The sequence below is a fragment of the Arthrobacter sp. genome (genome assembly GCF_031988865.1).
Lineage (GTDB): Bacteria > Actinomycetota > Actinomycetes > Actinomycetales > Micrococcaceae > Arthrobacter_B.
Window position 1 is genome coordinate 21,371 of the sequence record NZ_DALZXY010000034.1, and the last position, 10,569, is coordinate 31,939.

The following is a 10,569-nucleotide window of genomic DNA, read 5'->3' on the forward strand; positions in this document are numbered from 1 at the left end:
CCGAGTCTCGCATACTTGAGGCATGACGTTTCCGGTGCTTTCCTCCTCCGACCGCTGTCCCTGCCTCAGTGGGGACACCTATGGCGGATGCTGCCACCGTTTCCATGCCGGCAGCGTCCCTGCCCCAACGGCGGAAGCGCTGATGCGTTCCCGGTACTCTGCCTTCGTCACCGGTGACAGCGGGTACCTGCTCCGGACCTGGCATCCCAGTGCCCGCCCGGCGCGCCTGGACCTGGACTCCGAACGCATTTGGCGTCGCCTGGACATCCTGTCCACGCAGGCAGGCGGGCCGCTGGATTCCACGGGTGTTGTGGCTTTCGCAGCCCATTACCGGGAGGAAGAAGCCGCCGGCGTCCAGAGCGAACGCAGCAGCTTTATTAGGGAAGAAGGCCGCTGGCTCTACGTTGAGGGCGAGTAGCGGGCTCCAACCTTCCGCGTTCTGCACCTCCGGCCTAGTCTTAGGGGGCCCGAGGCAGCGGCGGGTCCTGTTCGGAATGCTCTTCCGGAGAAGTGGCCGGCCACTGGCCTGAAAGTAGCCAGACCAAGCAGACGAGGACACTATGAAAGCGCTCGTTTATGAAGGCCCCGGAAAAAAGTCGTGGAAGGACGTCCCGGATCCCAAAATCCAGGATCCCCGCGACGCGATCGTCAAAATAGATACCACCACCATTTGCGGTACGGACCTACATATCCTGAAGGGAGATGTGCCGGCCGTAACCCCGGGACGGATCCTCGGCCATGAGGGAGTAGGGACGGTGGTTGAAACCGGGAGCGGCGTGAATTCGTTCAAAGCCGGTGACAAGGTCATCCTTGCCTGCGTCTCGGCGGACGGATCCTGCAAATTCTGCAAGGAGGGGCTCTATTCCCACTGCCTGGGCGACGAAGGGCAGTCCGGAATCGGCTGGATTTTCGGGCACCTGATCGACGGCACACAAGCGGAGTATGTCCGGGTTCCGTATGCGGACACCTCGATGTACCTCCTGCCGGAGGGCGTCTCCGAAGAACACGGCGTCCTGCTTAGCGACATCTTCCCGACCGGATTCGAAATCGGCGTCCAATACGGCCGGACGAAACCGGGCGACGTCGTGGCCGTCGTCGGCGCCGGTCCGGTCGGTCTGGCCGTCATCTCCACGGCTGGGCTCTATGGTGCAGCAAAGATCATCGCAGTGGACCTGGACGCCAACCGCGTCGAGCAGGCCCGCCGATTCGGTGCCACTCACGTAGTGAATTCCGGGGATGCCGACTGGAAGGAACAGATTCTGGCCCAGACAGATGGCAGGGGCGTGGACGTCGCTGTCGAAGCCGTTGGCATTCCTGCGACCTTCGAGATGTGCACCCAGATTGTCCGGCCGGGCGGCAACGTGGCGAACGTGGGTGTTCACGGCAAACCGGTCAGCCTGGCCTTGGAGAGGCTGTGGATCGAGAACATCAACATCAGCATGGGCCTGGTCAACACGAACACGCTGTCGATGCTGCTGAAGCTGATCGCCGAAGGCAAGCTTCCCGCCGAGCAGTTCATCAGCCACCGGTATCCGCTGCAGGACATCATGACCGCCTATGACACGTTCTCGCGGGCTGCGGAGACCGATGCCCTGAAGGTGATACTGCAGGCCTGATAACACCGGCGGCCGTTTTGGCAGCACCTGTTACGCAGGAAGATAATGGGCCTGCGGCCGCAGAAAGCGGCCGCAGTTTCCATGTTGTAAGAGGTTTGCAAATGTCTAACGGCACTTCCCGAACTATGATCGCCGGACGCCTGAATGTCGAAACCGGAACGTTCGCCATGAAAGAAGTCCCTGTGCCGGACCCCGGACCCGGGTTCGTCCGCGTGAAGGTCGGCGCGGCCGGCGTCTGCCTTTCGGATGTCCACCTGATCCAGGGTCTGCTCCGCCCCAAGTTCCTCAAGGGCAACGAGGTCACGCTTGGCCATGAGGTGGCCGGGACAGTGGATCTGGTGGGCCCCGGTGTCACGTCAGTTACTGCCGGAGACCGCGTGGTGGTGCAGGCAGGCTACGAATACAACGGCGTGACACTCACCATGGGCGTGGATTACGACGGCGGCTGGGCGGAATACCTGGTGGTCCCCGCGGGCGTGCTGGTCCCCTTGGGGGATGACATTCCGTTCGACCAGGCCTCGATCATTCCGGACGCCGTTTCCACGCCCTGGGGAGCGATCTCCTCCACGGCTGATGTGCGTGCCGGTGAGTCCGTGGGCGTCTGGGGCATCGGGGGCCTGGGAGCCCACGGGGTCCAGCTGCTGCGCCTGATTGGAGCGGCTCCGATTGTCGCCGTCGATCCCCTTCCGGAAGCCCGTGAGCGGGCCCTCGCCTTCGGTGCCGACTTCGCCCTTGATCCGATGGATAAGAATTTTCAGGAGTCCCTGGCGGCTGCGACCGGCGGGCGGGGGCTCGACGTCGCGCTGGACTTCGCCGGCGTCGACGCCGTTCGGACCCAGGCGCTCGACAGCTTGGGGACCCGCGGACGCCTGGTCCTCGTGGGGCTCAGCGGCAAGCCCATGACCATCAGTGACAGCACGGAGTTTTCCTACGCGCGCAAGCAGATTCGCGGTCATTACGGATCAGAGGCGCACCACGTGCCGCAGCTGGTGTCCCTGACCCGCCTGGGGCGCCTGGATTTTGCCAAGTCCGTAAGTGCCCGGATTCCCTTGGCTGACGCCGAGCAGGCCGTAAAGTCGCTGGATGCAAAGGAAGGCAACCCCATCCGGCTGGTTCTCATTCCGTAGCATCACCGCCATTTCCACAGCTGAAGGAGCCTCCGCACCAGCGGAAGGCTCCTTCAGCTTTATATGGCGTTTCATGACGCGCGCGCTGGGTGCTTTGGCAGCGCGGTAACAAATAAGTTGCCTAATATGCAATTTTTGATGTTTAGTAGTCACACTCGCGTTGAAATGGTGACGCGACACACACCCCTGCCCGCCGTCCCGGGCACACAGTAAAAGGAGGGCCAGTAATGCATCTGACCCGCAGTGAGGTTGAAGCCGCTTCCCAACGGCTCGTGACCGCGTTTTCCAGCACTGACACCGAGGCTTATTTCGGTGCCTTCAGCGAAGACGCCACGTTTGTTTTCCACACCGAGCCGGAGCGTCTGGACTCACGCAGCGAGTACCGGGCCCTGTGGGAAGACTGGATCGCGGAGGGCTGGAGCGTGCAGTCCTGCACCAGCACCAACGCACGGATCCAGCTGGCCGGACCCTCCGCCATCTTCACCCATGACGTCCATACTGTGGCCGGCACGCCCGGCGCAACGGCGGCCACCCAGGAGCGGGAAACGATTGTCTTCGCCCGCACCGCGGATGGTTCCGTCCTGGCTGTCCACGAACACCTGTCCCCGGCTCCGCGTACGGTGCCCGTTTCCGAAACCGAGGCACCATGAGCGCGTTGACCCCTTCCACCACCCGAGTGGAACAGCATGGCATCGCACCGATTCCCGATGCGGAACGAACCTCCCGGCCGCTTGACCTGTTCCGCCTGTCTTTCGGCGGCGCGAATACCTTCGCCACCGTCGTACTGGGATCTTTTCCCATCATTTTCGGCCTCTCCTTCTGGGATGCCCTGCTGGCCACTGTCCTGGGTGTGGTGGCAGGAGCGCTGGTCCTGGCCCCGATGGCGGTCTTCGGTCCGACTAACGGCACCAATAACGCCGTGTCCTCCTCGGCACACCTGGGGGTGCATGGCCGCATCGTCGGCTCCTTCCTGTCCCTGCTCACGGCCTTCGCCTTTTTCTCGATTTCCGTCTGGAGTTCCGGTGACGCTCTGGTAGGCGGAGCCAACCGCCTGGTCGGCCTGCCCAACAACATCTTTACCCTCAGCGTTGCCTACGCCGTGTTCGCCATCCTGATCCTTACCGTCTGCATCTACGGCTACCGGTTTATGCTGTGGGTCAACAAAATCGCAGTGGTTGCCGCCTCGGCACTTTTCCTGCTGGGCATCTTCGCCTTCGCCGGAGCGTTCGATCCCTCCTACGCCGGGATCTTCGGCCCCGGTGCGGATGCCGAAACTGCAGCTCTGTACTGGCCGTCCTTCATCGGTGCCGCCCTGATCGTGATGTCCAACCCGGTGTCCTTCGGTGCTTTCCTGGGCGACTGGTCCCGCTACATCCCGGCAGAGACTCCCAAGATCAAGGTCATGGGTGCAGCCATGCTGGCCCAGGTCGCGACCATGGTCCCGTTCCTCTTTGGGCTCGTCACCGCCACAATCATCGCGATCCAGGCGCCGGCGTTCCTCGAAAACTCCGACTACGTCGGCGGCCTGCTGGAAATCGCGCCGGTCTGGTATTTCCTGCCGGTCTGCCTGATTGCCCTAATCGGCGGAATGTCCACGGGCACCACCGCCCTCTACGGAACGGGCCTGGATTTCTCGTCAGTGTTCCCGCGGTTCTCCCGGATCCAGGCCACCATCTTAATCGGCACGATTGCCATCATTTTCATCTTCGTCGGCCGGTTCGCCTTCAACATCGTCCAGAGCATCTCCACCTTCGCTGTCCTGATCATCACCTGCACCGCACCCTGGATGATCATCATGATCGTCGGTTTTGTAACCCGCCGGGGCTGGTACGACTCCGATTCGCTGCAGGTCTTCAACCGGCGCCAGGTCGGAGGACGCTATTGGTTCAACAACGGCTGGAACTGGCGTGCCATGGGTGTTTGGGGCGTCTCAGCGCTCACCGGTCTCCTGTTCGTGAATTTGCCGGGACAATTCGTTGGTCCACTGGGCAACCTCGCGGCGGGCATCGACCTGAGCATCCCGGTCTCGATCGGCCTGGCTGCCCTGCTCTATCCGCTGGTGCTGACCCTGTTCCCGGAGCCGGCTGACGCCTATGGGCCGCAGGGCCCCCGGTTCGTCCGCGCCGGAGCCCCGAAGAACACCCCGATCACCGCAGAGGAAGCGGCTCCGGAGAAGGCCGGTGCAACCGTCTGACCGTTCCGCAGCAGGTACAGCCGGACGTCACCAACCCGGCGGGATTTCATCAGAAAGACCCGGGTGCCAACGGCACCCGGGTCTTTCCGTAGAGGGGCCGGTAGGCCGGATCAGCCGGACTACTTGCCGTGACCCGGCCTGTGGTGCTCCGGCCCGTGGTGCTTCGCTTTGTGGTGCTCCGACCCGTGGTGCTTTGATTTGTGGCCTTTGGTATCCGTAGCTGCCTTTACGGCGGCGGCTGCCGCAGCGGCCTTTACCGGTGTGGGGACCTTAACAACCTTGACCTTCGTCTTGTGTTTGGTGTCCAGGAGCAGCGCCGCGGCAACGCCAAGCAGCCAGATGTCCTTGGCAAAGGGAACCCCGGCGTTGGTCGGCCGGATACCGTCGGTTTCCGTGAATTCGGGGGTCTTCAGGTACATGGTGACCAGTCCGCCGGAGAAGCCCCCGAGCACCAATCCGGCCAGCTTGCTCGGCACAAAGGGGGTCAGGAGAATGAGGCCAACAGCGATTTCTCCGGCACAGAGCAGCTTGCCGAAACGTTTGGGTTCCAGGTCCAGGACCTGGGGGAAAGCATTGCCGGCCATGTGCTGCAGTCCGGAAGCTGACTCAGGGTCCAGATTGCGCTTGTTCAAACCGGAATTAAGGATGTAAACGCCGGTGGTGAGCCGCAGCGGAATATGGCTGAGTTTCATGGTGGTTCCTTACGGAGGTCGGCGGTTTTCACGCACGAGCCTACGGCCGGGCAGGTATCAGCGCCAGAGCCCGGAGAGAAAACCTGCGACGGCGGCGGATTCCATTGGCTTTGTTGTGAACCCGCGGAGGCTGGCAGGTTCACAGGGGGTGCCGGGACCAACACGCCGGGGGAGAGTTACCCCCATCCCCCTATTTCTGCTTTGATTGACAGGGTAGCGAGCACCCGCAGACGTAATCTGGACGACGCAAGACGACACCGGACGACACTAGAAGGTCAGCAATGGATTACCTCCCGGCCGAACATCCCCGGCCGCGACATTTCATCCTCCATCTGAGTGACACCCACCTGCTTGCCGGTCCCGGCCCGCTGTACGGGGCTGTGGACAGCCGGGCGAAGCTGTTGTCCCTCTTCGAACGGCTGGAGACGGCGGAGCGCAAGCCGGAAGCGATTGTCTTCACCGGCGACCTCGCAGATAAAGGTGAGGCCGAGGCCTATGACGACCTTCGCGCCATCGTGGAACCTGCCGCGCAGAAGATGGGTGCCCGGGTTATCTGGGTAATGGGCAACCATGACCGGCGGGACACTTTCAAGCAACGCCTTCTGGATGAAGCGCCGGACATGGCCCCGATGGACCGCGTCCATGAGGTCAACGGGCTGCGCATTATCACCCTGGACTCGACTGTCCCCGGTTACCACCACGGCGAAATCAGCGATGCTCAGCTTACGTGGCTGAAATCCGTCCTGAGTACCCCGGCACCGGACGGGACCATTCTGGCCCTGCATCATCCGCCGGTTCCCAGCGTCCAGGACCTGAGCGTGTTGGTGGAGCTGCGCGATCAGCGCGGCCTTGCGGCGGCGATTGAGGGAACGGATGTCCGCACCATTATTGCCGGGCACCTGCACTACTCAACTTTTGCCACCTTTGCCGGTATTCCCGTTTCCGTGGCCTCGGCGACCTGTTACACACAGGACCTTGCGACGCCCGGAACGCGCGGGCAGGACGCCGCGCAGGCCTTCAACATGATCCATGTGTATGAGGATTCCGTGGTTCATTCCGTGGTGCCCCTCGAGGAACAGGCGACAGTGGGGGAGCGTGTTGATGCAGCGGAGACCCAGCGACGCCTTGAGGCAGCCGGTGTCAGGATTCTCGAGGCCCGGGCGCTGAGTAACGCCTGACTGCCCGGCTGGAAGCCCGACCAGTCGGGGCCTGACCAGCCGCTGAGCCACCTGACTGCCCCGGCTGGCTGTTCCACGCCGCACGGCTGGCAGCCTGACTGGACCGGGCCCAGCGGCCGTTCAGTCGCGGATCAGTCCCGCCCAGGCTCCGGACCGAGGTTGAAGAACCTCCCCGAGATGCTGGTCGGGGTCAATTCCACATAGCGGTGCTTTTCGGTGCGGACCCAGGCCCGCAGGGGGTACTGCTCGGCCGCTTCGATCTCGGTCCTGTGCTCGAGTTCCCGGGTGGTCCCATGAATAACGACTGACCAGGCCTCGTCGCTGTAGATGCCGTCCACCTCGAAGGCCGCGTTTGAATTCACGGTGAGCTCCGCCAGTTTGGTTCCCGGCGCCGTCCGGAAGAGAATCACGCCGTCGTGCGCGTAATAATTCACTGGAAAGATGTCCGGCTGGTTCCCCACGCTGAGCGCAAGCCTGCCATGGAAGGTTTTCTCGACGTATTTCCAGGATTCCTCTGCCGTGAGTTCAACAACGGGTGGCTTCTCATCGTTAGTCATGTGCCCAGTCTGCCAAGCGTGCCGCTGTGCCGCTAGCAGCGGTCTGGCAGCGGGGCCTTGAGCCCGGCCGGCACGCCGACGACGACTGCAGGGATACTTGCCCCGGCAGCCGTCGTCGTAAGCCCTGTCCTAGTTCTCCCAGGGGGCCTTGATGGGGAAGAACTTCTCCAGGAAGTCCGTCACCCTGGTGGTGCGTTCCTCGGTGGAAACTTCCGGGAAGGAGCCGTCATTGAGGCAGAACAGATCCTTGTTGCGCTTCTCCAGGAGCCGGTCCATGGACTGGAGCCCGCGGTAGGAGGTGGTGTCCACATACTTGACCTTGGCGGTCTCCTGGGTGACAGCCCGGCCGGTGAGCAGCGCGTAGTAGTGGTAGAGCGAGTTGGTGACGGAGATGTTGTCCTTCGCGCGGAACCTGCTGGCCGCCGTGGCCGCGAACTCCTCGGGGAACACGGCTTCCATTTCCACCAGGACGCTCTTGCGCAGCGGCGCAGCCGTGTGTTCCAGGTGCCGGGTGGTGATGCGGCCGAAACGCTCCCAGAGCAGGCGGCGGTTCACCCGGGCGGCATTCTCGAATCCGCTGCGTTCGGGATCGTTGGCACCGAGGCCGATGCGGGTGTTGGCTTCGATGAACTTGGTGATGCCGCCAGGGGAGAAGAACAGGTCCGGGCCGACGTTGCGGCCAAAGAACATGTCGTCGTTGGAATACAGGAAGTGCTCCGAGAGGCCGGGAATGTGCTGGAGCTGGGATTCCACGGCCTGCGAGTTGAAGGTCGGAAGCACTGACGGATCCCGGAAATGCTCGGCGGCTGGAACGAACGTTACCGAGGGATGGTCGGCGAGCCAGTCCGGTCGCGGGGAATCCGAGGCGATGAAGATCCGCCGGATCCAGGGCGCGAACATGTAGACGGAGCGCAGCGCGTACTTCAGTTCGTTGATCTGCCGGTACCTGGCTTCATGGTCGTCGCCCTCGCCGACGACTGCGTCCTGCATCAGGGTGGCCCGGCGGGCCCGGTATTCGGGGGAGCTGCCGTCCACCCAGGAGAAAACGAGGTCCACGTCGAAGCGGATGTCGGTGGCGTGATCGGCGAACATGTTCTCGATCGTCGGCCACGTCAGGCCGTGCTTGTCCACACTGCCGCGGACCACTTCGGTGGCGGGGAGGGTGCGCCGGGTCAGGGAGTTTTCCACCGGGAGGGTGATTTCGCTGCTGCCAAGATCCCAGAGTTCCACCTGCACGCCAGCCGATGCGCCCAGGAGCAGGTTGGTGCCGGTGGTCCCGCGCGGGCGGAATAAGCGGAAGATCCGGGTTTTATTGTGCCGGGAGAGTCCGCCGTCGGCAATCAGCATTGTGCGCGACTTGTCCGTGTCCACGCTGCGTGAGTAGAAAGGCTCCTCCCGGCAGGCTTCGACCATGGCGCGGCGCAGGTCTTCGCGCAGCCTCAGGTCGATGGCGATGACCGGGCGTTCGTCGTTTCCGCGGACGAGCAGGTAATCGATGCCCGCGTCGTCGAGCACGCGGCGGACGAAGAGCAGGTCCTCCACCATCGCCTGGTTGGGGGTGAGGCCGGTGTCCATCAGGGTCAGGCGGCCCTTGATCTTCTGGACGTTCGGGCGGTGTGCAACGCGCTGCACAACGGCCAGGGAAGCGGTCTGCAGATTTTCGGGTTCGCTGCGTTCTTCGGGAGTTCCGAAGTAAACGTCGTGTTCGGCGGAGATATCGGTAATGGGAGCCTCCAAAAGGGGTCAGGCCGCTAGGGCACGTGGATGTGGAACGTGTGCGACGCTGCACAGATAGCTGGGCCCAGCGGACGTACCGGGCCAGGTGGGTGCCGGGCGGGGTGCGTGGAACCGCGGGAAGCTATGGGCGGCGCTGCCGGGGCTGCGTAGCATGGTGGGATAGCACGCGGAAACCTTCGGGAGCCGATGTGAGATACCGTAACACCCTGTTTGCGGCGGCAGTAATGGGCGGCGTCGGCCTGTCGTCGTGTGCGACGCTTCAGCCGCCGGACACTGTGCCGCAGAGCGGCGTTTCGGGGTGGTCCACCTACACCGTTGGGCCTTCGGGCCTGGAGTTTGAGTACCGTGACGATTGGTCGGTGGAGGAAGCCGCGGCGCTGGCAAATGATCCGGCCGGCGGTGTGTCGCTGCGGGTATACGACGGCGCCGGCCGGGCGATCGCCTGGCTGGACACCGGGATCATCACCGACCAGGTCTGCACCCCGCTGCAGGAACCGGTCTCCTATACCGAATACGATGCCCAGCCAATGCCGGAGCTGGCCTCGGCGCAGGGCACATCGCAGCGGTTCGTTTACCGCTCTCTGCTGCCGTCCGGAGCGGGAAGCGCCGTGGTTACCTACGCCGTCGTCAGTGCGCCGCCGCCCTCTGCAGAGGAGGCCGCGTGCGGGCTGTTTGATTTCTTCTCCCTGACGGAGGCCAGCGGCGGGCGGTTTGCGGGGGTGGTTCCGCCGGATGAGGGCGGCGGCCCACAACAGCATCTGGAGAAGGCCGCCGCGTATGAGGATTCGCAGGAGTTCCGGGATGTGAAGCGGATGCTGATGTCGCTGCGGAATACTGGCTGAGGGCCGTTGAAGGCAGATTTCTGCTTTTTGGGAGGCTGATTCGGTGGCGCCCTGTGGATAAGTCAGTATGCTTTGCGGCAGTTTGAGTAGCATCTAGCGCACTGGTCCTGATGGCTTATCCCGGGGGTCTTACATGTTCAGTCTTGATGATCGACGCCGTGCCGCTTCGGGTGGGTGGCTTCCGCTGGCCGTGGCGGGCGTTCTGGTGCTGGCCGGGTGTTCTGGGGCGGATGATCCGGGTGCGGATGCTGCTGAGTCTCCGAGTGCGAGTTCTTCGCCCAGCCAGTCTGAGCCTCCCAGCCCCTCGCCTTCGGCTGTCTATAAGCCGGCGTCGGCCGAGGGGCCTGCGGAGAATGTGCCGCTGCCGGTGATGCCGGAGGAAGCGAAGGTCGAGTCCAAGGACGGGCTGATTGCTTTCGCGAGGTATTGGTATGACCTAGCGAATTATGGGTATGAGACCGGTGACGTGGAGCCGTTGAAGGCGGTTAGTGGGCCGGATTGCACTGATTGCACTCGATATCTCGATGTGGTCGCCGATGGATTTACGGGATCCGATTGGATATCTGGTGCCAAAATTAACTTTCAAGACGCAGACAGTGCCTATGTCCTGACGCCGGAGGGCGACT

General features: G+C 63.2%; 11 protein-coding genes. 8 read left to right on the forward strand and 3 right to left on the reverse strand.

Annotated features, from left to right (window positions below; all coding sequences use genetic code 11):
• Positions 1-22: 22 nt before the first annotated feature.
• The 5 genes from RTN46_RS08275 (at position 23) to RTN46_RS08295 (ending at position 4,937) form a co-directional block, all read left to right on the forward strand.
• Complete coding sequence (locus tag RTN46_RS08275; protein WP_312180489.1) at positions 23-418, forward strand: YchJ family protein; 396 nt, start codon at positions 23-25, stop codon at positions 416-418.
• Positions 419-560: 142 nt separating this feature from the next.
• On the forward strand, positions 561-1,616 hold the full coding sequence (locus RTN46_RS08280; protein WP_312180491.1) for a zinc-dependent alcohol dehydrogenase family protein: 1,056 nt from the start codon (positions 561-563) through the stop codon (positions 1,614-1,616).
• A gap of 101 nt (positions 1,617-1,717) precedes the next feature.
• Positions 1,718-2,743, forward strand: a complete 1,026-nt coding sequence (locus RTN46_RS08285; protein WP_312180492.1) for a zinc-binding dehydrogenase — start codon at positions 1,718-1,720, stop codon at positions 2,741-2,743.
• A gap of 227 nt (positions 2,744-2,970) precedes the next feature.
• Positions 2,971-3,393 carry a nuclear transport factor 2 family protein gene (locus tag RTN46_RS08290; protein WP_312180494.1) on the forward strand — a complete coding sequence of 141 codons (423 nt, stop codon included), beginning with the start codon at positions 2,971-2,973 and terminating at the stop codon, positions 3,391-3,393.
• Complete coding sequence (locus RTN46_RS08295; RefSeq protein WP_312180495.1) at positions 3,390-4,937, forward strand: cytosine permease; 1,548 nt, start codon at positions 3,390-3,392, stop codon at positions 4,935-4,937. The genes RTN46_RS08290 and RTN46_RS08295 overlap by 4 nt, the downstream gene beginning before the upstream one ends.
• A 119-nt stretch (positions 4,938-5,056) precedes the next feature.
• Here RTN46_RS08295 and RTN46_RS08300 read toward each other — a convergent pair whose 3' ends face one another.
• On the reverse strand, positions 5,057-5,629 hold the full coding sequence (locus RTN46_RS08300) for a hypothetical protein (protein WP_312180497.1): 573 nt from the start codon (positions 5,627-5,629) through the stop codon (positions 5,057-5,059).
• Between the two features lie 281 nt (positions 5,630-5,910).
• Here RTN46_RS08300 and RTN46_RS08305 point away from each other — a divergent pair, with 281 nt between their 5' ends.
• Complete coding sequence (locus RTN46_RS08305) at positions 5,911-6,807, forward strand: phosphodiesterase (RefSeq protein ID WP_312180498.1); 897 nt, start codon at positions 5,911-5,913, stop codon at positions 6,805-6,807.
• 131 nt (positions 6,808-6,938) lie between these two features.
• Here RTN46_RS08305 and RTN46_RS08310 read toward each other — a convergent pair whose 3' ends face one another.
• Both RTN46_RS08310 and RTN46_RS08315 read right to left on the reverse strand, forming a co-directional pair.
• Positions 6,939-7,364 carry a pyridoxamine 5'-phosphate oxidase family protein gene (locus tag RTN46_RS08310; RefSeq protein ID WP_312180500.1) on the reverse strand — a complete coding sequence of 142 codons (426 nt, stop codon included), beginning with the start codon at positions 7,362-7,364 and terminating at the stop codon, positions 6,939-6,941.
• Between the two features lie 129 nt (positions 7,365-7,493).
• The gene (locus tag RTN46_RS08315; protein WP_396157510.1) at positions 7,494-8,939 is read right to left on the reverse strand and encodes a stealth family protein; all 1,446 of its coding nucleotides are present in this window, start codon (positions 8,937-8,939) and stop codon (positions 7,494-7,496) included.
• Between the two features lie 350 nt (positions 8,940-9,289).
• On the opposite strand from RTN46_RS08315, the gene RTN46_RS08320 reads away from it, so the two are divergent.
• Both RTN46_RS08320 and RTN46_RS08325 read left to right on the forward strand, forming a co-directional pair.
• Complete coding sequence (locus RTN46_RS08320) at positions 9,290-9,943, forward strand: hypothetical protein (protein WP_312180501.1); 654 nt, start codon at positions 9,290-9,292, stop codon at positions 9,941-9,943.
• A 133-nt stretch (positions 9,944-10,076) separates the two neighbouring features.
• The coding region (locus tag RTN46_RS08325; RefSeq protein ID WP_312180502.1) for a DUF6318 family protein at positions 10,077-10,569 on the forward strand (493 nt) is incomplete at its 3' end.

What these genes read in the sequence shown, in the direction of transcription:
- RTN46_RS08295 (WP_312180495.1), top strand. Translation starts at nt 3,390, where the DNA reads ATGAGCGCGTTGACCCCTTCCACCACCCGAGTGGAACAGCATGGCATC.
- RTN46_RS08300 (WP_312180497.1), bottom strand. Translation starts at nt 5,629, where the DNA reads ATGAAACTCAGCCATATTCCGCTGCGGCTCACCACCGGCGTTTACATC.
- RTN46_RS08280 (WP_312180491.1), top strand. Translation starts at nt 561, where the DNA reads ATGAAAGCGCTCGTTTATGAAGGCCCCGGAAAAAAGTCGTGGAAGGAC.
- RTN46_RS08290 (WP_312180494.1), top strand. Translation starts at nt 2,971, where the DNA reads ATGCATCTGACCCGCAGTGAGGTTGAAGCCGCTTCCCAACGGCTCGTG.
- RTN46_RS08310 (WP_312180500.1), bottom strand. Translation starts at nt 7,364, where the DNA reads ATGACTAACGATGAGAAGCCACCCGTTGTTGAACTCACGGCAGAGGAA.
- RTN46_RS08305 (WP_312180498.1), top strand. Translation starts at nt 5,911, where the DNA reads ATGGATTACCTCCCGGCCGAACATCCCCGGCCGCGACATTTCATCCTC.
- RTN46_RS08315 (WP_396157510.1), bottom strand. Translation starts at nt 8,939, where the DNA reads ATGGACACCGGCCTCACCCCCAACCAGGCGATGGTGGAGGACCTGCTC.
- RTN46_RS08275 (WP_312180489.1), top strand. Translation starts at nt 23, where the DNA reads ATGACGTTTCCGGTGCTTTCCTCCTCCGACCGCTGTCCCTGCCTCAGT.
- RTN46_RS08285 (WP_312180492.1), top strand. Translation starts at nt 1,718, where the DNA reads ATGTCTAACGGCACTTCCCGAACTATGATCGCCGGACGCCTGAATGTC.